This is a genomic window from Mastigocoleus sp. MO_188.B34, assembly GCF_030065675.1.
Lineage (GTDB): Bacteria > Cyanobacteriota > Cyanobacteriia > Cyanobacteriales > Nostocaceae > Mastigocoleus.
This window is the reverse complement of the sequence record NZ_JASJDK010000011.1, coordinates 17104-39707: the sequence shown is the minus strand read 5'-3', so window position 1 is coordinate 39707 and position 22604 is coordinate 17104. Positions and strand designations below refer to the sequence as shown.

At 37.4% G+C, this 22604-nt stretch carries 12 protein-coding genes and 1 pseudogene; 7 read left to right on the top strand and 6 right to left on the bottom strand.

What is annotated here, in order from left to right:
* Nucleotides 1-61: 61 nt before the first annotated feature.
* A complete protein-coding gene (locus QNJ50_RS04270) occupies nucleotides 62-445 on the top strand; it encodes a hypothetical protein (RefSeq protein ID WP_300632419.1) in 384 nt (127 codons plus the stop codon).
* Nucleotides 446-912: 467 nt separating this feature from the next.
* On the opposite strand, the gene QNJ50_RS04265 is transcribed toward QNJ50_RS04270, so the two are convergent.
* The 3 genes from QNJ50_RS04265 to QNJ50_RS04255 all read right to left on the bottom strand — a co-directional run bounded on the left by QNJ50_RS04265 (nucleotide 913) and on the right by QNJ50_RS04255 (nucleotide 8905).
* Nucleotides 913-2535, bottom strand: coding sequence for a hypothetical protein (locus QNJ50_RS04265; protein ID WP_300632417.1), 1623 nt, complete (start codon nucleotides 2533-2535; stop codon nucleotides 913-915).
* Nucleotides 2536-2747: 212 nt separating this feature from the next.
* Entirely contained in the window at nucleotides 2748-5498 is a 2751-nt protein-coding gene (locus QNJ50_RS04260) for a bifunctional acetate--CoA ligase family protein/GNAT family N-acetyltransferase (RefSeq protein ID WP_300632415.1), read from the bottom strand.
* 650 nt (nucleotides 5499-6148) lie between these two features.
* Nucleotides 6149-8905, bottom strand: coding sequence for a PAS domain S-box protein (locus QNJ50_RS04255; RefSeq protein WP_300632413.1), 2757 nt, complete (start codon nucleotides 8903-8905; stop codon nucleotides 6149-6151).
* Nucleotides 8906-9121: 216 nt separating this feature from the next.
* Between QNJ50_RS04255 and QNJ50_RS04250 the strand changes: the two genes are divergently transcribed.
* Nucleotides 9122-10810, top strand: coding sequence for a hypothetical protein (locus tag QNJ50_RS04250; RefSeq protein ID WP_300632410.1), 1689 nt, complete (start codon nucleotides 9122-9124; stop codon nucleotides 10808-10810).
* Between the two features lie 476 nt (nucleotides 10811-11286).
* On the opposite strand, the gene QNJ50_RS04245 is transcribed toward QNJ50_RS04250, so the two are convergent.
* Nucleotides 11287-12471 (bottom strand): hypothetical protein, encoded by a 1185-nt coding sequence (locus QNJ50_RS04245; protein WP_300632407.1) that lies wholly within the window; start codon nucleotides 12469-12471, stop codon nucleotides 11287-11289.
* 933 nt (nucleotides 12472-13404) lie between these two features.
* Between QNJ50_RS04245 and pflB the strand changes: the two genes are divergently transcribed.
* From pflB to adhE, 4 genes are all read left to right on the top strand, one after another.
* Nucleotides 13405-15630, top strand: coding sequence for a formate C-acetyltransferase (gene pflB, locus QNJ50_RS04240; protein ID WP_300632405.1), 2226 nt, complete (start codon nucleotides 13405-13407; stop codon nucleotides 15628-15630).
* A gap of 100 nt (nucleotides 15631-15730) precedes the next feature.
* Nucleotides 15731-16801, top strand: coding sequence for an ATP-dependent 6-phosphofructokinase (locus QNJ50_RS04235; protein ID WP_300632403.1), 1071 nt, complete (start codon nucleotides 15731-15733; stop codon nucleotides 16799-16801).
* 390 nt (nucleotides 16802-17191) lie between these two features.
* Nucleotides 17192-17953, top strand: a complete 762-nt coding sequence (pflA, locus tag QNJ50_RS04230) for a pyruvate formate-lyase-activating protein (RefSeq protein WP_300632401.1) — start codon at nucleotides 17192-17194, stop codon at nucleotides 17951-17953.
* 70 nt (nucleotides 17954-18023) lie between these two features.
* A complete protein-coding gene (adhE, locus tag QNJ50_RS04225) occupies nucleotides 18024-20750 on the top strand; it encodes a bifunctional acetaldehyde-CoA/alcohol dehydrogenase (protein ID WP_300632398.1) in 2727 nt (908 codons plus the stop codon).
* Between the two features lie 110 nt (nucleotides 20751-20860).
* Here adhE and QNJ50_RS04220 read toward each other — a convergent pair.
* A pseudogene (locus QNJ50_RS04220) lies at nucleotides 20861-20998 on the bottom strand (transposase); the annotation flags it as partial.
* Between the two features lie 56 nt (nucleotides 20999-21054).
* On the opposite strand from QNJ50_RS04220, the gene QNJ50_RS04215 reads away from it, so the two are divergent.
* Complete coding sequence (locus QNJ50_RS04215; RefSeq protein WP_300632396.1) at nucleotides 21055-21189, top strand: DUF4114 domain-containing protein; 135 nt, start codon at nucleotides 21055-21057, stop codon at nucleotides 21187-21189.
* 127 nt (nucleotides 21190-21316) lie between these two features.
* Here the strand turns inward: QNJ50_RS04215 and QNJ50_RS04210 are convergent, their stop codons facing one another.
* On the bottom strand, nucleotides 21317-22600 hold the full coding sequence (locus tag QNJ50_RS04210) for a response regulator (RefSeq protein WP_300632393.1): 1284 nt from the start codon (nucleotides 22598-22600) through the stop codon (nucleotides 21317-21319).
* Nucleotides 22601-22604: the final 4 nt, after the last annotated feature.

Genomic DNA, 22604 nt, shown 5'->3' with positions numbered 1-22604 from the left:
GAAGGGTAATTAGATTGCATTAAAGTTTATCTGAGATAATTCATATCTCAAAGTATAAAATATGGACAAATTAATCAAGGTTTTCAATGGGATATTTGCCTTAGCTGCATTAACTATTCTAGCTTCTTGCGATCATTCTCCTAAAGTACAGAATTGTAAATTTGTTGACATCGAAAATCCAGTAAAAGAACTTAAGCTTAATGAAATGAACGCCAAGGGTGGTGAGGTTGAGATGCGTTGCGGAGATAAAAACCTTGATGTGGCTTGGCGTCAATTTCGTCGCGGTTTCAATATCGATCCGGAAAAATATAAAAATAATTTACAAGCATTAGAAGCCCAAGTGACATGCATCAAAGACGAGCATACAAAAGGTCAAGAAATCTTATGTAATAAACCGGGCGATCGAAATAATATTGTTATTTTAAACTTTACTTATGACGATTAGTGCGTACAAATTTATTGCTAATTTATTTTTTGATAACTATTGGTTATGAACCATAGACATCTACTCACATCATCACAATCACATGTCTATTGTTTTTGCTTCAATACTATTAATAATCTATGAGGTTGGATAATTAAAACTAATTTTAGTGTTGCGATCGCTTCATGGAATACGTCTTAGGTCATTATCAATATTTAATTTCTAAACCATCTCATAATGTAAGTTCTGCTACAACAGTAACAACAACAAAAAATACCGTCTATACCAGTAACAATAGTATTAGTAATTTCAGTAAACTTGATATCTGCAATTAGTAGGTCTTTATTTGGAATTGAAGAAATAAATTTATTGGTGACTTTTTTGTATTCCTATCTTCAAAACAAGGTAAAAAACTGTTTAAGTTCAAATCATACATTTTATTTGATTTATGTCAGACGCGATAGATCGCGTCTAACGAACTACAAGAATCACCTTACCTGCGATTTTCTTCCTTGAGAACTGTTTTCTGGAGAAACTTTTGGCGTTAATGATGGAGCATTTACAGAGATATCCCTTAGCGCACCTCGATAGATTAATGCACCTACAGTATTCAACTTAAATCCCCAACCCTGAGGTAAATTTCCATCATCATCATTTTGTCCCAAGTCTACATAAATGCGTGGTGGAACAAAATATTTTGCATCATCTGCGCCGATCAATTCATCTGCTTTTGTCATAATTTTATCGACAATCAAATCGAGTTCAGCATAATTGCTATAGTTTTGTTGTAGGATCGATTGAGTAAAGGCGATAAATTCCCGCACTGATTTTACTTTCTCATCTATTTCTGTACTTGATTCTTGATTTATTCTGCTCAAAGAAGAATTGTCAAGACCCAATTGTCTTAAGATTAAAGGTTCTAAATATCCAAAAAGCTTTACTTGTGCTTCAATAATTTTGGTATCATTAACATCTTGATGGCGGGGTAACAAGGTACGGAAAGCACGACGTAATACTTGAGAAAGGGTAAAAGGTGGAAAAGGAATACTGTTAGGATCTACGACCATTCCATTATTTGCCATGAGTACATCCAAAGGCTGTAAATCTGAAGGTACGATTGGCATGGAAATATTAAAAGCTTTTAATTGTGGGTTTAAGCTTTTATCGCTGAGAATATTTTCTTGTCTGCGATTCTGTTGTTTCTGAATTTCCAGAATTTCTTTGGCTTTACTTTCATCTCCATCTAAAACTAAACTTAAACCTTTGAGGTTGAAGGGATAAACGGCAGTATTCAGACTTATATAAACAAATTCAGAGCAATAAGCTTTATTCTCAGGACTTTTAAGAAATTCTATTGCACTTTCATCACCGACACTAGCTAAAGCACAATTTTTGAGCAATTCTTTGAGACTGGTCTTATTAAGAACGCGAGTGGGGTCTCCTCCATTAAAATTATGACCGGAAAATTGGACAAAGGGATTCATAAGCGCCATCCAACCAATAATGCTATCGGTATATCCCTTCTGCTGAACTGATGTCACAAATTTGGGGAAAATTAAATTTTGTACTATTGCAACAAACCCATTTTCGCCATATAAACCCTTATGATAATCATCGGGTTCATTAAAAGAGGCAAAAGCTTTGGCTCCACTTTCTCTAATGGCAGGTACAATTACACCAGAGTGATGTCCCTCGTTTTTGATGAAAATTTCCACTAAATTATGGATGTCATAATCACTCTGGGGAGGATGACGTAAATCAACGGCTTGACCGTAACGGTCCTTATTATATTGATAGGTGCAAACTAGCAGACCGTATCTATTGAGAAATTGAACGATATCTTGATGTCCAGAAACCGTTTTTCCTTCAAAGTTAGTAATCGTATCCTCATCTGCGATACCAATAAATCCTGGTACTTGGATAGTTTCTGTATCCAGTGAGGTTTCATCATCAACAATTACTTCTTTATGAAACAATCGTTTCATATCTTCTACAGGCTTTCCTTGCATGTCATCGGGACTTCGGATAGAGTTAAATATTTCTAAATCCACATCTTCAGAAGAATACAAAGGTAAATCAGCAGAATGCAAAGTATTATTAATCGCGTTCATCTTGAATACTTTTGTGTAACATACTTTGTATTATGAGATTATTTAGCCCAGAAAATAGTTAGTTTCAGAAGAATTTTAGATTTGAAGAAATAAATAATAACCAATAACCTTTGTGAATACATAATGCTTTACACATAAAGACGAAACAGACCACTGGTTACCAGTAGAGACCTAGTAATCAGTGATGCAATGACATCTGTTAGTAAAGTATGTTACAAGTCAATTTCTGCTCTTAACACAGAAGGATCCTCTGTACGCTCGATTGTAAATCCTAATTTTTTGCAAACATGCTGCATCGCTGTATTTTCAGCCAGAATTTCGGCGCTAATTTTCTTCAGATTTTCGTCACGTCCAATCTGCAAAAGTTGTTGTAACAACTCGCTTCCAAGTCCCTGACATTGATGGCGATCGCTAATTATAAGGGCAAATTCTGCTTTCTTTTTACCGTGAAGTTTACTCAACCTAGCAACTGCTAAAATTTCATGCTCCTGGGTTCGAAGATTTTTATAATCCGCAACTAGAGCTATTTGTCGGTCATAGTCAATAAAACATAAACGTGTGAGGCGCTCATGGGCAATTCGCCGACTCAGTTTAATCATGTGGAAGTAGCGGAAATATACACTTTCCTCAGAAATAGTGTGATGAAACTTAATTATTAACGGTTCATCTTCAGGACGAATGGGGCGAATTGTGACTTCAGTTCCATTAGCTGTCTTCCAGTTAGAAATGTATTGGTTTGGATAAGGACGAATTGCTAGCTTTGGTAGTTGACTTTCTTCTATATGTTTTTCTTGAAGAACAACTCGAGCATCAAGGGCTAGTAAAGAATTTCCATCAGCTTTTGCTAACAAAGGATTAATATCAATTTCCTCGATCCAAGATTGCTCTACTACGAGTTGACTGAAGCGGACTATCAGTTGTTCTAATTCGGCTAAATTAACCGATTCTTTGCCTCTCACCCCTTGTAGAGCTTTGTAGATCCGGGTTTGCTCCATCATCCGACGCGCTAATGTAGTATTAAGAGGAGGTAAACCCAAAGCTCGATCTTGAAATACTTCTACTAATTCACCGCCACAACCAAATAAGAGAACGGGACCAAATTGGGAGTCAATACTACTACCTAAAATTAATTCATAGCCATTTTTCAAATCTATCATCGGTTGCACGGTAACCCCTGCAAAGTGATTTGCTCCTGCTTTCTGCGTAACGGAAGACTCAATTGCTTGGTATGCCGAACGAACTTCATCTGGGGTATGTAAATTCAAACGCACGCCACCAACATCAGTTTTGTGGGTGATGGTTTCGGAAAATAGTTTTACTACAACCGGATAGCCGATTTCTCCAGCGACTTTGACTGCTTCTTCTACCCCCACAGCGATGTGTGTGGTAACGGTGGGAATACCATAGGCAGCAAGTAATTCTTTTGACTCAGCTTCAGTCAGTAAAGTTCTTCCTGCTTTTCGGGCAGAACTAATTATTTTTTCAGCGAGAGCACGATCAGGAAAATCCCCATCTCCATTATTGGGAAGTACTGGAGTTTCATATATTGATCGCAAATTGTAGCTGTAATGCCACATATAATTAAACATTCGTGCTGCCGTATCGGGATAAGGAAAAGTAGTAATAGAAGCTTTGTTGAGAATTTCTGACCCTGCTTCTACAGCAATATCCCCCATCCAACTAGCCAACACGGGTTTACCAATGTGGGCGTAATCTTGTAATAACTGAGCAGTTTGGGTTCCATCGGTCATTGCTTGGGGTGTTAAAATTACCAATAGTCCATCACTATTAGGATCTTTCGCAGCAATTTCTAAGGCTTTGGCATAGCGACTAGGGTCAGCATCTCCTAATAAATCGATGGGGTTATTATAACTACCATTGGCAGGTAACAATTGTTTCAAGGCATCTTTTGTATCTTCAGATAGTTGCGCTAATTCACCACCACCGGTAACTAATGCATCTGTTGCAATAACTCCAGGACCACCTGCATTGGTAACAATGGTCAGTCTTTTGCCTTTTGGGCGGGGTTGTTTTGCCAGAATTTCTGCCATATCAAATAATTCTGATATACTATCAACCCTTAAAACCCCACAACGCCGCAATGCTGCATCTAATACTGCATCACTACCAGTTAATGCTCCCGTGTGAGAAGCGGCTGCTTTGGCTGCCGCTACTGTACGCCCTGGCTTAATTAAGATAATTGGCTTCGTAAGCGCCACTTCCCTTGCCGCAGAAAGGAAAGACCGGGCATTACCAATTGACTCCATGTAGATAACAATACTTTCAGTATTAGGGTCATCACCTAGATAGTAAATCAAATCCCCCCAGTCAACATCAAGCATGGAGCCTATAGAGATAAAAGCACTAAAACCAACATGTTCTCGAAAACTCCAGTCAAGAATTGCCGTACAAAATGCGCCACTCTGACTGATAAATCCTACTTTTCCCGGAAGAGCCATGCTACTAGCAAAAGTAGCATTTACGTTAGTATGGGGATTCATAATACCCAAACAGTTCGGACCAATCAAGCGCATACTTCCTCGGCGCAATTGCTCGAGTATTTGTTTTTCCAGTTCTAACCCAGTTTCACCTGTCTCTTTAAAACCTGCTGAAAGTGTGATTGCACCCTTTACTCCTGCATCGATACACTCGCCAATAATCCCTGGGACTGTGTGAGATGGTGTTGCTATAATTGCCAAATCTATGGATTCGGGTAAATCTGAAATTTTTGGGTAAGCCTTTATACCTAGGACGCTGTTACGTTTAGGATTAATCGGAAAAACTGTTCCCCCAAAAGGATTACTAATCAAATTCCACAGTAGAGTTCGTCCAACACTACCTTCTTTTTCTGTTGCGCCGATAACTGCAATATTCTTAGGCGCAAAAATAGCATCTAGTGGATGATATTCAGAACGCAAAATATCGTAAGCACGATCAGTGACATTGGTCAGACTTTGTGGCATAAATTACTCCTCACTGAAACCATTCCTTCTCGTTAATTAATCTTTATCAGCTAATATTTCAGTTCATCCTTCGATTTGGAAAACGCATACTTATCTATATGTATTATGCAAATAATAAACTGTAACTATAGTCTGTCAAAACATAATCTAAGCAATTAAGTTTAAGCAGTAAAGATTTAGTGTAAACTGGCTAAATACTTATAAATTATACTTATAACTGTAGCCCGTAAGGACTTGGCGTTCGCTGTTACCTGTTGGTTAATTACTACTGTTCTTTGTGGCCGTTAACTACTCACTTCCAATTGTGCAATCGAGGGCATTATTTGTACTAAAACCTCAATATTCTAGAGTTTATACTTCCCTCAGGATAATTAAATTAGGGAAAACGCGATTTACTGTGAAATTACTCCTCAAAGGCTCAAACTGCTATTTTTCTGCCTTGGTACTGAACTGTTTCCCGTTATCTTTTAACGCCTCTTTGATTTTAATAGAAATATCAATCAAGTGTTAGAGATTTTGGTTACCTTAATTAATTTTTTATTTTTGCTCTTAATTCAAATATTTTCCCGACTGACTAGTGAGTATAATACGGTGAAAACCTTGTGTAAAAATAGCTTAAAAGCCAAGAAGTAATTCTTGGCGAGTAATTCTTAATGAGTAATTGGAATTTCAATTGTAAATTCAGTTCCTTGACCAAAATTAGATTGACAAGATAGATTGCCACCGTGTTTTTCAACAATAATTTGATAGCTAATAGATAATCCTAATCCCGTACCGTTACCAATATCCTTAGTAGTAAAAAAAGGTTCAAATAAACGATCTTGAATATCTTGGGAAATCCCAGGACCATTATCGGTAATTCTAATTGTTACGCTGTTATCTGAAATTCTTTCAGTGGAAATATTTATGCAGCAAGGATAAACGTTAATTCCTGCAAAAGTCAGTGTTTTACTATACTCATCTAGAGCATCAATTGCATTGTTGAGAATATTCATAAATACTTGATTTAACTGGCTGGGGTAACAATCCACCAAAGGTAAGTTGTCATATCGCTTTGTGACCTCAATTGCTGGGCGATTGGGTTGAGCTTTCAAGCGATTGCGTAAAATCATCAAAGTACTATCAATTCCGTCATGAATATTCACATTTTTGAATTCAGATTCATCTAAGCGAGAAAAATTGCGTAGAGAAATGACAATTTCCTTAATCCGGCGCGTTCCCTCTTGCATTGAATCTAGCAGTTTTGTTAAATCCTGTTCGAGAAAATCAAGTTCTATGGTTTCTATCTTCTCCTGGATAACCTGTGGGGGTTCGGGATAACATTGTTGATAGAGTTTGACTAGTCCAAGTAAATCTTGGAAATATGAGGAAGCTGGATTCAAATTTCCATAAACAAAACTAACAGGATTATTGATCTCATGGGCTATCCCTGCTACCATTTGACCCAAACTGGACATTTTTTCACTGTGAATAAGTTGAGTTTGGGTGTAGCGGAGTTCAAACAGACTTTTTTCTAATTCTTCTGCTTGTTGCTTTAATTTTAGTTCTACTTGTTTGCGTTCGCGAATATCTCGACTGATGCTAGCTGTATAAAGATGCTTTTGAGTCTCTCGATCGCGAATCAGAAAAATACTACTTTCGATTTCAATAATTTCACCAGTCAAACAGTGTTTGAGAAGTAATTCTCCTTGCCAAGATCCAGTCCTCAAGAGGGTTGGTTGCACATCTTGTAAAATATACTGCCATGTCTCAGGAGGATATATTTGCTTTGATGTTTTGTTTTTTACTTTATTGTCATTTTGAATACCCAGAAGTTTACAACCTGCAGCATTGATGTAAAGTAATTTATTGTCCGGTGAGGCAATTGTAATTAGATCGTGGCTGTGTTCAATCAGGGCAATTAACTTGTGCTCTTCTACTTTTGCCTGCAATAGTTGCTCTGTACGTTTTTCAACTCTAAATTCTAATTCTTCATTTAATTTTTTCAACGCTGCATCTGCATTTTTACGTTCCGTAATGTCACGAGCAATTGCGCAGCTGTATTCTTTATCATTAAATTTCAAATAATTGACACTAATTTCTACGGGAAACTGTTTGCCACTTTTTGTTTGCAAAATAGACTCAGGATTTAAAAATTTTTCTTGTTTTAATTGATTCCAAATTTTTAACCAATTATCTCGAGGTAATGTGATATCAACATCAAACATGCTCATATTCAAAAATTCTGCTTGGGAATAACCAAGAATACGGCAAGAAGCCTCATTTACATAAGAAAAATTTCCCAGGGAATTAACTAAGAATACACAGTCTCGAACTCGATTAAGGGCAAATTGGATTAGTTGTAAACTTTCTTCTGCTTGTTTGCGTCTGGTAATATCTTCATAGGTTCCAAGAATCCCCACCACACGCTCTTCATTATCTCGGAGCGGTATTGTATTGGTGTTTGCCCAAAATTGTTGCCCATCTGCTTGCTTTTGAGTCTCAACAATATTTAATTGTGCAAGACCTGTTTGCGAAACCTGTCGTTCCCGTTCCCATTTGTGGGAAAAATCAAACAGGGAATCTTCCCAAGATAAGTCATTATCAGTCAAACCAATAATATCTTCTGGTTTCTCAACACCAGATATGCGTGCAAAGTTACTGTTACAGCCAAGATAAACAGAATTACAGTCTTTCCAGAAAATAGACTGGGGAATATTATCTATTACTAGTTGTAAAAACTTTTTTGATTCTCGTAATTTCATCTCAGTTTGATGGCGCGCGATCGCCGTTCCTAAAGTCCCAACAGCAGACTTTAATACTAACTGCTGGCATTGTGACCATTGATGTTCCTTATGACAATCATCAAAACCGATAAAGCCCCAAAATTTATCTTCGATCTGAATTGGCATCACAAAAATTGAGTATATACCTTGGGATGCAAGAATCTCTTTCTCGGTATCTGGAAAATCTTTAATAATTCCAACAATAGCATCGCCTTGAGAAAGGGTTTCGTACCAACGCGGACAAAAATCCTTATAAGGAAGATTTTTTAATAACGGGTTATTAATCTGTGATTTAATTCCAGGTGCAACCCATTCCCAATTCTGGGTCGTTTGTAGTTCGCCAGTTTCAGGATGAGAAGAGTTTTCAAAAATGTATACCCGATCCACAGCTGTAGCTTTTCCTAAAGCCGCTAAAGCAGCATCAATAGAATCATCATAATTAGTGACAGATAGCAGACAATTAGCTGCAGTTGCAACTCCACTCAATAGTCGATTACGTTCGTCTAACTCTTGCCAAATTTCCTGTTGTTCGCTATTTATTTGACAAAATTCTAGCTTTGCAAGCTTTTCCCGCAATCTTGTAACTTCTTGCAGGAGAAAAAAGTAACTATTCTTATCTAGCTTAACGAAATCATCTGCCATAAAGCTATCAACTGTAGGGCAACACACATAAACATATTATGCGTTCCCATGAATAGATGATCTTAATTTCTGATTTTAATGATCAATCAGTAATTTTCAAAATTATTAGTTTATAAAACTAACAAAGTATTTGTAAGTCTTTAACAAAGTATTGGTAAGTTTTTTTGTTTTTCCTGAAATTATACTAAAAAGCGACGGCAAAATATTGAGATAAATATGATGCGACAGATGGAGACATGGTCAGCCAAAATCGATATGCGCGACCTGAGTGCTACTTACGGAACACCACTGTATATATTTAATCGCGCTCAACTCAGGTGTAATTTTATTCTTTATGCTGAGTTGTTGAAGTCTACCTCGAATATCTTATATCCAGTCAAGACTAACCCTTCTATGGCTGTACTTGAAACTTTAGCTGCAGAGGGTAGTGGAGTTGACTGTGCAACTGGTCATGAAATCTTTTTAGCTCGTCTAGCTGGAATTCCCGTTTCTCGAATTAGTTACTACTCCCCGGCTCCAGATATTTGTCTTGCAGAGAATCTTTTAAAAGCTGGTGCTTCAGTCGTTCTTGACGCACCATCCCATATTCGGAAACTAGAAGAGCGTTTAAATGACCAAAAATTCCCGGGAAAACTTTTTCTTCGAGTGAATCCCGGTAATTTACCAGGTTATTTAGAATATGCAGAATACCACCGCTACACTGCCCATAGTTCGCCTTTAAGTCAGTTTGGTATAGCCTCCGAGGAAGTAATTTTCTGCTTGCAGCAGACACATCTTCCTTTCTCCGGACTCCACGTACATGTAGGGACTCAAATGGATAATCTGGAGATATTCGAAGTCTGTCTAGATTTCTTACACAATCTAGCAGATATCATTAACGAACAAACTTCCCATTCGATTGAAATACTCAATCTTGGTGGTGGGCTAGGGATCCCCGGTCACCAGGGAGAAGATTATCCCTCCCTAACTTCTTTTACTAAAATTTTTGCATCTCTGATGCAAGATAGATTTACATATCGCCTAGAACCTGGAAATTCTTTAGTAGGAGATACTATCGGTATTCTCACACGGGTAGTAACAAGAAAGACTACTAGGGGACGTGGATGGGGGATTATTGATGTCGGTACTAATCAGCTTATTAAGGTAACAATGGCAGGTTTTGGACAGACAGTACTCAATGCAGAACATTCTCCCCTTCCCCGGGGTGGTTCAGATACAATAGCTGGTCCTCTTTGCTTTGCTGGAGATGTAATTCTTGATCGCACAGACTTAACAGACGTAAAAGAAGGAGATCCACTCTTTCTCACCCACTGCGGCTCTTATTGTAGTGCGATCGGTAGTCGCTTCAATGGTTATAAAACACCTGGTCTTCTGATGATAGAAGAGGAGAAAGTCTTGGGTCTTGTCCAGTCCCATGAGGATCTCTGTTGGGAACCAGATTTGCAATCTTTTAAACCTGCTATTCTCAAACCTGTAGAGGAATCATTTGCTATCGCTATTGAAAAGGTAGAAAAAATGCAGAGTGAATACCTTAAGGAGAAACAGTATGAGGATAATTACCGCTTTGTGTCATTTAAAAAAGTTGGGCAAGGGATCTATGATGTGAAGGTAGATGTGCGATCGCCAGTTTCTTTCATTTCTGCACCTTTTGCTCTGCGTATTATTAGCGATGCTGCAATTGTAGCGACAATTCAAGAACTTGGAAAAGAAAGTAAAGATATCTCTGTGTGGGGTAACCGTTTTACTCTATCCCTTGATGGTATATTGAGAGCGAATAGGACTCAAAAATGTCAAATTCGCTTAAGTCCTTTCATAGAATCTTTAGGTGATAAGACTCGAAACTGCTGGGCTAATTGGTCCTTTGGTGATGGGCGTTTCTTTGGTAGTATTCTAATCACGATTTGAAGTGGCAATCGTTCCAAAATAATAGGTAATCAAAAATGTGATACTCAAAAGGAGGTATCTTATTTTCGGACGGCTTCAGGGGGAAAACTAAGATGGGGATAGGATTGGAAGATCCGAAAATTTTTCGCAATACTTACGTTAGTACTGTTTTCCCTCAGCAGCTGTTCAATAAAAGTAAATTATGGTGCATCAAGTCATTCAAGTCAAAATATATCAAATGTTGACTATACTCAATTACGTCCTTTACTCAATAGTGAAAGAATAAAGTCACAATTTGGCAGCTATGGAATTGAAGTTTTATAATTTTTTGAAGCTTTATGTCAATTTGATTAATATTAAAGTTAGATTTTGATTTAGATTTCAAATTTTTTAACTCAAATGATTTTATGCGAATTTTATCCTATTTGAGACTTTACTACAGTGGATTTTGATTTGAATTTAATGCATACAAATCAGGTCGATTATGAGATATAAAATCAGATATTAGAGTTATCCAACTTAATTACGATATCATTATCATCATGATCAAGTTGATAATTAAAACCGAAAACATTACCATCAAGTAGCTTAATGCGGTCTAAACCATCACCACCAATAGCACCAGCATAGGAAAAGTAAACTTTTGCGTTACCCTTTTGTACTTCTGCAAGACTACCTTCTTCTATAACCAGAGGAACAATTAAGGAACCAGCGTCTAATTGAAGAGTTCCACTTTCCACTTTATGAACGCGATTAGAAAACTGGGGAAAGATGATGTTATTCAGCGCAGCTTCTACGTAACCATCATCAGTTGGTGCTAAGCCTTCTACGGTACCATTAACATCATCAACTACATAGAAGTAAACTTCATGTTTGCAGTCATTTTTTCTAATTACACTATAATTAATTACTATTTCATCAGTTAAAGTATTTAAGTTATCTTCCTGAATTAAGTTGCTAGTAACGTCAGTAGGTAAAATTTTTACTTCTTCCTGATTTTGGAATGATTCGGGTAAGTCTTTTTCGAAAGTCAAACTGCGATCGCACTCTAATTCCAAGATTGGGGTCTTACTATCCCAAATACCATTTTGCTCAATCCAGTTTCTAACAAACTCTACGGATTCAGAAAAATCCATTGCAGTCCCAATCCCAGTCTCAATCATAGACCAGAAATCATCTTCATCTCCCCCCAATACATCCAAAGACGACCTAATGCAATTCATGGTAATTTGACTACTCTTAAGTTGCTGCTGAATTAATTCATTTTCTGTTTGATTTATTTCACAATTTTCTATGACGAGATCTGCAAAAACGCCTACACCTAACTTACCGTACTCTTCTTCAGCAGATATCCAACTTGGCGACTCGGCTTGTAAACCATAATCGTACAAGTTAAAGAATCGATCACTGTCTTCTGGGTGCGAATTAGTAACATTTTCAGCCAAGACTTCAACTGTATTGGAACCGTTTTTTAGCAAGTTATATATCTCATTATACCCTTCATTGAGGAGTGTCTTGTAACCATCTTCACTAACATATTTGAAGTCATTTTTATCGAAACTAGTACTAAACCAAGAATCTGCTTGGGTCTGATTTAAGATTTTACGACCAATGTCGATCTGTTCCTCTATGGTTGGCAAACTCGCAAATTTGTTATTTTCACCATTTTCAATTGCAAACATAAAACTCTTACTCACAGTAGATATTTCCCTTGACTTATTTGCTTATACTTAAAATAATAAGCAGGCCGCAAGAGCTAAATATCATACTTTGTTGTGATCTCTGTCACTGCAAAACTCACAATTATTTGAAAAATCGCTTATAGAAACAATAGAGAACTAATTTTTTAGTTATCCCAGGCTTGTTGAATCTTTTTTTTGACATTGGTAAAGACAACACAAGTATTTTTCTTTAAACCAGTAATAATACTAGTTGACTTGGATATCTTTATGGAAAATGAAGAGATTTATATTATTGATAATAGCATTGAATAGTAGATAAATCGCGGTTTTTACAAAAATAAATCAACTTTGAAGGCTAATGGCAGATATTTTTGGGATAAAAGTATTTTGGGATACATTTTTTATCTTCAGAGTAAATCAATAATAATCAACTTCGTATTACATCAGACTATACATGCTTTATGGATATTGGCTTTGATATTTGTTCTACGAAAACTAAATATTAGTAAATTAAAATTGGTATATTTCAATAATTATTCATAGTTAGAGCAGTATCTAACAAGATGTCGGTCGCACAAATATTTTTTTTGGAAGGACGATAGCAGCAAAGTCAAGCAAAAAAATCAGGAACTGGTGAAGTGTGTCACAATGAAAGCGTCACATCACCTCACAAGTTCCTCATGTTTTTTATTTACAACGGAATTGTAGAAGAATGTTGGAGTTTTTAAGCGATAAATATCCGATCCAGGACAAGCATTCAAAATAATTTTTATTCGCAAGCTGACTTGTTTACTGATTTTTTAGGTTGCACATTTGTATTTTTTGCCTCAAAGTTTTAAATATCTAGAATTCCCGCTCGGAAAATTAGTGTGCAATAATTTTTACTTTTTTGCTGGTAATTAAATAAATATATACTGCTAGAGAGTCAAGAAAATGAAACAATGGCATGGGTTTCAACCTGGCACATGGATGAAGGAAATCAATGTGCGTGACTTTATCCAAAATAACTACACCCCCTATTTGGGAGATGAGTCTTTTTTAACAGGTGCAACTGAACAGACTCAAAATCTGTGGAGTCAGGTGAAGAATCTGATGAAAGCGGAGCGAGACAAGGGGATTTTAGATGCTGACACGGAAGTTGTTTCCACAATTACTTCTCATGCACCGGGCTTTATTGATCGCGAACTGGAACAAATTGTAGGTTTACAAACAGATAAACCCCTCAAACGTGCAATTATGCCTTTTGGTGGCGTTCGAGTGGTAAAGTCATCCCTAGATGCTTACGGCTATAAGCTTAGTCCTAGGACTGAAGAGATTTTTACTAAATATCGTAAAAGCCATAATGACGGAGTTTTTGATGCTTATACCAGGGAAATGCGTCTAGCACGACATTCCGGTATTATTACAGGCTTACCTGATGCTTACGGTAGGGGTCGAATTATTGGTGACTATCGTCGAGTAGCTTTATACGGTGTCGATCGCTTAATTGACGATAAAAAGGAACAACTCTCATCTCTGGAAGTTGATACAATGGAATCTTCTATAATTCAACTCCGAGAAGAGATTAATGAACAAATAAAAGCCTTGTTTGAATTTAAGAAGATGGCTGCTAGCTATGGCTTTGATATCAGTTACCCTGCTAGCAACGCCCAAGAAGCAGTACAATGGCTTTACTTTGGTTATCTTGCAGCAGTAAAAGAACAAAACGGTGCTGCAATGTCCTTGGGAAGGGTTTCCACCTTCTTAGATATTTACTTCGAACGGGATTTACAACAAGGTAAAGTAACAGAACAGCAATTACAAGAGTTGATCGACCACTTCGTAATGAAGTTGCGAATGATACGTTTTTTAAGGACTCCAGAATACAACCAATTATTCTCCGGAGATCCTACCTGGGTCACAGAATGTATTGGTGGAATGGGTGAAGATGGTAGAACTTTAGTTACTAAAAATAGCTTCCGCATTCTTAATACTCTGTACAATTTAGGAGCTGCACCAGAACCTAATTTAACTGTATTGTGGTCGGAACGCTTACCAAAACCATTCAAGCAATTCTGTACCAACGTTTCTATAAATACTAGTTCAATTCAGTATGAGAATGACGATTTGATGCGTCCTTATTGGGGTGATGATTATGGTATTGCTTGCTGTGTCTCTGGAATGCGAATTGGTAAGCAAATGCAATTCTTTGGTGCGCGGGTTAATCTTGCTAAGTGTTTGTTATATGCAATAAACGGTGGTAAAGATGAAAAATCTGGCGACCAAGTTGCACCTGCTTTTGCGCCAATTACTTCAGATTATCTTAACTATGAAGAGGTAATAAGCAGATTTGATTTGATGTTAGACTGGTTAGCAAAAACCTACATCAATACCCTTAATGTCATCCACTACATGCATGATAAATATTGTTACGAACGGATAGAGATGGCGTTACATGACCGTGATGTCTTCCGAACAATGGCTTGTGGTATGGCTGGTTTATCTGTAGTTGCAGATTCCCTAGCGGCGATTAAATATGCCAAAGTGAAAGTCTTACGGGATGAGGAAGGATTGGCTATAGATTATCAGATAGAGGGTGATTTTCCTAAATATGGAAATAATGATGACCGGGCTGATGATATTGCTGGTGGTTTAATTACCAACTTTATGAAGAAACTGCGGCAGCATAAAACCTATCGTAATGCTTTACCAACTCAATCAATATTAACCATTACTTCTAATGTAGTTTACGGTAAGAAAACAGGTAGTACTCCAGACGGAAGAAAAGCTGGGGAACCCTTTGCTCCAGGTGCTAATCCCATGCATGGAAGAGATACTAAAGGCGCGATCGCTTCTCTTGAATCGGTGGCTAAACTTCCCTACGAATACTCTCAAGATGGTATATCTAATACCTTCTCAATTGTTCCTACCGCACTGGGTAAAGTTCCAGAAGATAGGATCAACAATTTAGTAGGAATGCTTGACGGTTACTTCCATGATGGCGGACATCATATTAATGTTAATGTCCTAAATCGGGAAATGTTATTAGATGCGATGGAACATCCCGAAGAATATCCGCAGTTGACAATCAGAGTTTCCGGTTATGCGGTCAATTTTATAAAACTAACGCGGGAACAACAACTTGATGTTGTGAAGCGGACATTCCACGAAAGAATGTAGATAAATAGATGTAGAGACGTACCGCGGTACGTCTTTACTATAGGACTATAAACAGATATTTGAGATGGATCCAGCCAGATATTTTATTTTGATATAGATAATGAAAGCACAAAAAAGACTAGGTATTCTGACAAGTGGAGGAGATTGTCCGGGATTGAATACCGTAATTCGAGCAGTTGTAAGTCATGCAATATTGACATATGATTGGAAAGTATTGGGTATCCCCTACGCAACAAAGGGTTTATTAGAAAGAAAAACTATCCCACTATCACTCCACAGTTTTGACCTGCGTGGAATCGACCCATTGTTAAACATGGGTGGGACAATTCTCGGAAGTATCAATAAAGGAGATACCTTAAATCAAATTGATGAACTTATTTGTGCTTATCGAGATTTAGAACTTGATGCATTAATTGGTATTGGTGGAGATGGAAGTTTAGCAATATTGAATAAATTACAGCTTATTGGAAATTGGCAATTTATTGCGATCCCCAAAACCATCGATAATGATGTAGCTTTAACAGATAGGGTCGTCGGATTTGATACTGCTATCAATACAATTGTCGATTCATTAAATCGTCTCACATTCACTGCAGCTAGTCACGACCGAGTCATGATTGTGGAAGTAATGGGACGGAGTGCTGGACACTTAGCTTTGTGTTCGGGGATCGCTGGTGGAGCAGATGTAATTTTGATTCCCGAAATTCCCTATTCTATTAAGGGAATATGCCAACATCTTGCAGAATTACGCGAGAAATGGGAACGAAGATTTGCTATTGTTGTGGTTGCAGAAGGAGCAAATGTCGCCGATGATTCATCTTTATATAAATCATGTCAAACTCCTAGCTGTGGTATGGCACAGTACATAGCAGATGAAATACGTAATTGCAGCCACAATAAACTTGATATTCGTGTTTCTGTATTAGGACATATCCAACGTGGGGGAATACCTACAGCTTTAGACCGCTTGGTTGCAACAGCATTTGGTAAAGCTGCTGTGGATTTGATTGCTGCTGGGGAAAGTGGCAAAATGGTAGCTTGGCAAAACGGTCAAGTGAAGTCTGTTGCTTTAAATGATGTTTTGGCTCAAAGTCCATTGCATGTAGCTAAGAATCACTACTTAGTTGAAACCGCAAGTGCTTTGGGTATTTATATAGGAAATGAACGATAAATTAGTTGTATCAATAAACTAGGATTATAGGACTGGAGTAAATTATTTATGACTACATCGATTTAGTATTTAAGGGTAAATACTTAACAATATATTTATAATTCACCTCCAGTCTATGGTTTGGATTTACACAAATTGGGAATATACTTTATTATTATGCTGTTCCAACTTGTAAAATAATATTTATACTTTCGTACAGTAATAAAATCTGTCTTCAATTAATAATCGATAGATTTTCTGATGAATACGTAATTATCTGCGAATATCTTAGAGTAAACAAGGATGGAGAAGTAAAATTTGGTATATTTTCAATTCTTTTCACAGTTTTCTCAGATTATTATCCTATAACTCACAGTGAAGCGAATATAAAAGTAAAATTTCCTCTGCACTATGGGTAGATCTCAAATTACTACATCAGTCACAAACACATCAGGTTATATCCACTCTGTGGAAACCTGCGGAACAGTTGATGGTCCCGGAATTCGCTTTGTTATTTTTACTACTGGCTGTCCTCTACGTTGTCTATACTGCAGTAATCCTGACTGTCGCTATCTAGAAAATGGGAAACAGGTAACAGTTGATGAATTAATTACAGAAATTCAGAAGTATGCTTCCTATATGAAAGCTTCAGGTGGAGGTGTAACGGCTTGTGGTGGCGAACCTTTATTTCAACCGGAGTTTGTCAGAGAGATTTTTCGACGTTGTCAAGAATTGGGAATACATACAGCTTTAGATACATCTGGATTTTGCAAGTTAGAAACAGCAAAATCTGTATTAGAATTTGTAGATTTAGTACTACTTGATATTAAATCATTCGATCCTGCTATTTATAGGAAAGTCACAAGTGTTGATATTGAACCAACACTCAATCTTGCTAAATACTTAAGTGAAATCAATAAACCAACCTGGATTCGATTTGTATTAGTACCTGGTTTAACTGACGACCCAAACAACATATCTATGTTAGCTGATTTTATTTCTACTCTGAATAATGTTGAAAGGGTTGAAGTTTTACCATTTCATAAGATGGGTGAATATAAATGGGAAGAACTAGGTTACGAATATGAGCTCAAAGAAACTCCAACTCCTACCTCAGAAGAGATAGAAAAAGCATTAACTATTTTCCGTAACAAGGGTTTGAGGGTACTTTAAACTGGAAATTTATAGTTGATTTAAACTTTGAATGTGCGAAGCTCTACATGATACTTCGTATCATTTCAATATGCAATATATGGTAGTAGAAATTATGAAAGAAATTATGCGAGTTACAAACATTCAAGAATTAGAATTGCTCGTACAGAAGGTCAAAAAAGCACAAGAAAAATATGCTAGCTACTCTCAAGAAAAAGTTGATTTGATTTTCAAACAAGCAGCCTTAGCAGCTAATAATCAAAGAATACCTTTAGCGAAACTGGCTGTTTCGGACACAGGTATGGGTATTGTTGAAGATAAAGTAATCAAAAATCACTTTGCTTCTGAATATATCTATAACAAGTATAAATCCCAAAAAACCTGCGGTGTTATTGAAGAGGATAAAGCTTTTGGAATTCAGAAAATAGCTGCGCCTGTGGGAATTATTGCTGGGATAGTTCCCGTTACGAACCCTACCTCTACGACTATTTTTAAAACATTAATCGCCCTCAAAACTCGTAATGGAATAATTCTTTCCCCCCATCCCAAGGCAAAAAAATGTACGATTGAGACAGCAAAAATTATTCTCGAAGCAGCAATTTCTGCTGGTGCTCCCGAAGGTATTGTCGGTTGGATTGATAAACCAAGTATCGAACTATCCAAAGCATTAATGCAGCATCAAGAAATCACATTAATTTTAGCAACTGGTGGACCAGGAATGGTACGTGCTGCTTATTCTTCGGGAAATCCGTCTTTAGGTGTAGGTGCGGGTAATACTCCTGCAGTAATTGATGTTTCAGCAGATATTAAAACTGCTGTTAGCTCAATTTTGCTGAGTAAAACCTTTGATAATGGGATGATTTGTGCTTCGGAACAATCTGTAGTTGTTGTTGATGAAATCTACGAAAAAGTTAAACAGGAATTTATTTGTCGCGGTGCATATTTTCTTAATGATGAGGAAAAAAATCAAATCGGTAGCTTGATATTGAAAGATGGGAGATTGAATCCAGCAATTGTCGGACAGTCGGTGGGAACAATAGCAAAACTTGCTGATATTCAGCTCAAACAGGAAGTTTCTGGATGTGGAGAAGATAGTTATTGTCCGTTACCAAGTAGCTACAAAACTTTGATCGCTGAAGTAGAAGAAATTGGCGCAACCGAGGCTTTTTCCTATGAGAAATTATCGCCGATTTTAGCCATGTATCGGGCCAAAAATTTCCAGGAAGCGGTTACGAAAGCCGAAAATTTGATTGAATTTGGTGGTCCCGGACATACTGCTGTTTTATATACCGATCCCGCCAACCTCGATGATATTGCTTATTTTGAGAATGGTGTAAAAACTTCGCGAGTTCTGATCAATACACCATCTTCCCAAGGTGCAATTGGGGATCTATATAATTTCAAATTAGACCCATCCTTAACTTTGGGTTGTGGAAGTTGGGGTGGTAATACCATATCTGATAATGTTGCACCCTATCACTTACTTAATATTAAAACAGTATCCCAGCGTCGGGAAAATATGCTGTGGTTCCGTATTCCACCAAAAGTCTATTTTAAATATGGTTGTTTACCCGTAGCTTTGCGAGATTTAATAGGTAAAAAACGGGCATTTATCGTTACAGATAAAGGTCTATTTAACTTAGGAGTTGTCGATCGCGTTACCCAAGCTTTGGATGAGATTGGAATTAAATATGATGTATTCCACGACGTAGAACCGGATCCAACTTTATCGAATGTTGAACAAGGTTTAAGGTTATTAAGGAATTATCAACCAGATGCGATCATTGCAATTGGTGGCGGTTCACCCATGGATGCAGCAAAAGTAATGTGGTTAATGTACGAGCATCCCGACGTGGAATTTGCAGGCTTAGCAATGCGATTTATGGATATTCGCAAACGGGTATATGAATTACCTCAATTGGGACAAAAAGCCATGTTAGTGGCGATTCCCACAACTTCCGGTACAGGTTCGGAGGTCACACCATTTGCAGTTGTTACCGATGAAAAAGTAGGAGTTAAATATCCTTTAGCAGACTATTCGCTCACACCAAACATGGCAATTGTAGACCCAGGATTGGTCTTAAATATGCCGAAAAAGTTAACCGCATATGGTGGAATTGATGCTTTAACCCATGCATTGGAAGCTTATGTTTCGGTAATGGCGACTGAGTTTACAGATGGATTAGCATTACAAGCAATAGATTTATTGTTTAAATATTTACCAAGAGCTTATAACAATGGTAGTAACGATCCTGAAGCACGGGAAAAAGTTCACTATGCAGCAACAATAGCCGGAATGGCATTTGCTAATGCCTTTTTAGGAGTTTGTCACTCCATGGCTCATAAATTAGGAGCAACTTTTCATGTTCCCCATGGGTTAGCAAATGCACTGATGATTTCCCATGTAATTCGTTATAATGCTACCGATGTTCCTTTTAAACAGGCGATTTTTCCACAATATAAATATCCCCATGCAAAGAAACGTTATGCACAAATTGCAGATTTTCTTCAATTGGGTGGAAATACCCTGGATGAGAAAGTGGAAAAACTGGTGGAAAACGTAGAAAATCTTAAACACCAAATTGATATTCCTCTGACCATTAAAGAGACATTGGGTTCTGACGATAAGACTTTCTACAATAGCTTGGAAAAAATGGCAGAACAAGCATTTGATGACCAATGTACGGGAGCAAATCCTCGCTATCCATTAATTAACGATTTGAAAGAATTGTATGTTTTAGCTTATTGCGGTTGTCGTATCGACGCAGCTTTTTATCATGACGATGAATTGGGGGATTTGCAACTTGAAAAAGTATGAGTTGAAAATTATGAACTCCCCTTATAAAGATAACTATTGAACTTCTAACTTGAAGGTATTGGGTGACAGTCCCCATTCCCAACAATAGCGGGATGGGGAATAATAGCGCTTCAGGGTCTATCTTGATTTTGGATATATTTCTTTAAAACGTCGATTGGCAACCCACCACAAGATACTACGTAATAAGAATTAGAGCAAAAAGAAACTTTACTCCAGTGATATTTTTGCACTTTTTGCGGAAACTCCTTATTTTTATGAAACCCCTACCATATTACTCCCTTCTGCCTTCTTCACTTCCCATACCTTGGAGCAAACACTGATTGATGGTAATGACCATATTCGCTTGCTCTCAGACAATACCTTTGGTTTCGAAGATTTACCCAATGGTAGTGATAATTACTACAATGATTTGATTGTTGAAGTTGATTTTACGGTTTAAATTAATCCCCCGTAAAATTATCCCATGATTTAGTAAAGGCAAGTTTTCTTATCAATCATCAACTTATTAATAACGTTACCATTGAACTCATATAGAATTTGCGGAGAAAACGGCTTGAAAATCTCAATTAACAAATACTTTTAGAGGGAATTTGAATTATAAATTCTGTTCCCTGACCTGGAGTAGAATAACAGTTAATTTTGCCACCATGGTGCTCAGTGACGATTTGATGGCTAATTGATAAACCTAATCCAGTACCTTTACCAATGGGTTTAGTAGTGAGGAAAGGATCGAAGATTTTAGAAGCTATTTGATTGGGGATACCTTTTCCATTATCAGCGATACGAATTACTACCCATTGATTAGGTAATTGGTCGGTGCTAATCGTAATCTGGAGTTTGGCATTTTCTTTTCCATTTGACTCTTGCAAAACATCAATCGCATTTGCCAGAATATTCATAAATACCTGGTTCAATTTGCTGGGATAGCACTCTACCAAAGGTAGTTCTCCATATTCCCGAATCACCTCAATGGCAGGATGCTCGGAATTGGCCTTGAGGCGATGTTGTAAAATTAGCAGGGTACTTTCGATTCCTTCATGTAAATCTACTGGTTTGTGTTCTGCCTCGTCTAGACGGGAGAAATTCCTCAGGGAAAGAACTATTTGACGGATTCGATTGCTACCCATTTTTATCGAAGCGAGCATCTTCTCCAAATCTTCTTCTAAAAATTCTAACTCTAATTCTTCTGCGTAATCTTGAACTTCTTCAGGGGGTTCGGGATAATGCTTTTGGTAAAGTTGCACTAACTCTAATAGACCCATGGTGTATTCTTCAACGTGATTGAGGTTGCCATGAATAAAATTTACTGGGTTGTTAATTTCATGGGCAACTCCAGCAACAAGTTGACCGAGGGAAGACATTTTTTCGCTCTGCACCAGTTGGACTTGAGCACGTTTGAGGTTTTCTAAAGCCTGAGTTAGCTCGGCTGTGCGTTTAGCGACCATACTTTCTAAAGCCTTTACATTTCGTAATTGCAGGTGAATCTGGATACGTGCTAATACTTCTTCATGCTGGATGGGTTTGGTAATATAATCCACTGCACCAAGGCTCAGGCCTTTAACTTTATCCACAGAGTCAGAAAGGGCAGTCATAAAAATAACGGGTATATTAGAGGTCCTGGGATTTGCCTTCATCTTTTTGCAAGTTTCAAATCCGTCTATTCCCGGCATCATCACGTCCAGTAAAATCAGTTGGGGTAGATAGAATTCTAAGCGTTCCAAAGCAGCTTCCCCATTTTTGGCGATCGCTACCCGGTAGCCCTGTTGGCTTAGTAAATCAAACAGTACTTGAAGATTTGTACGGGTATCATCAACTACTAAAACTGTATTTTCCTGGTGAGTAATATTCATTGGT

Excerpts from the sequence above, each read along its gene's own strand:
- QNJ50_RS04265 (WP_300632417.1), bottom strand. The coding sequence starts at position 2,535 with ATGAACGCGATTAATAATACTTTGCATTCTGCTGATTTACCTTTGTAT.
- QNJ50_RS04250 (WP_300632410.1), top strand. The coding sequence starts at position 9,122 with ATGATGCGACAGATGGAGACATGGTCAGCCAAAATCGATATGCGCGAC.
- QNJ50_RS04245 (WP_300632407.1), bottom strand. The coding sequence starts at position 12,471 with ATGTTTGCAATTGAAAATGGTGAAAATAACAAATTTGCGAGTTTGCCA.
- adhE (WP_300632398.1), top strand. The coding sequence starts at position 18,024 with ATGCAATATATGGTAGTAGAAATTATGAAAGAAATTATGCGAGTTACA.
- QNJ50_RS04255 (WP_300632413.1), bottom strand. The coding sequence starts at position 8,905 with ATGGCAGATGATTTCGTTAAGCTAGATAAGAATAGTTACTTTTTTCTC.
- QNJ50_RS04210 (WP_300632393.1), bottom strand. The coding sequence starts at position 22,600 with ATGAATATTACTCACCAGGAAAATACAGTTTTAGTAGTTGATGATACC.
- QNJ50_RS04235 (WP_300632403.1), top strand. The coding sequence starts at position 15,731 with ATGAAAGCACAAAAAAGACTAGGTATTCTGACAAGTGGAGGAGATTGT.
- pflB (WP_300632405.1), top strand. The coding sequence starts at position 13,405 with ATGAAACAATGGCATGGGTTTCAACCTGGCACATGGATGAAGGAAATC.
- QNJ50_RS04270 (WP_300632419.1), top strand. The coding sequence starts at position 62 with ATGGACAAATTAATCAAGGTTTTCAATGGGATATTTGCCTTAGCTGCA.
- QNJ50_RS04260 (WP_300632415.1), bottom strand. The coding sequence starts at position 5,498 with ATGCCACAAAGTCTGACCAATGTCACTGATCGTGCTTACGATATTTTG.
- pflA (WP_300632401.1), top strand. The coding sequence starts at position 17,192 with ATGGGTAGATCTCAAATTACTACATCAGTCACAAACACATCAGGTTAT.